Consider the following 273-nt stretch of genomic DNA (forward strand, 5'->3'; position numbering starts at 1 on the left):
TTCTAATGAATACCGTACACCCGCTTGTGCCGCCAAATGAATTACTCGATCAAACTGTGATTCCTCAAACAAGCTTTGCATCGCAACACGATCAGCCAAATTGACCTGCTTAAACAAAAACTGGCCATGCTCAATACGTTTGAGGCGCGCATGCTTTAAATTTACATCGTAATAATCATTTAAGTTATCAATACCTACCACTTCATGACCAGCAGAGGCTAGTTTTTCTACAACCGCACTACCAATAAAGCCAGCTGCGCCTGTTACTAAATA

Annotated in this window: 1 protein-coding gene; it reads right to left on the reverse strand. The window is 41.4% G+C overall.

All coding sequences use genetic code 11. The features are described 5' to 3' along the window. On the reverse strand, positions 1-273 hold a 273-nt coding region (locus SB749_RS19475; RefSeq protein ID WP_410711757.1), incomplete at both ends, for an SDR family NAD(P)-dependent oxidoreductase.

It is taken from the genome of Brevibacterium sp. SIMBA_078, assembly GCF_046534565.1.
GTDB lineage: Bacteria > Actinomycetota > Actinomycetes > Actinomycetales > Brevibacteriaceae > Brevibacterium.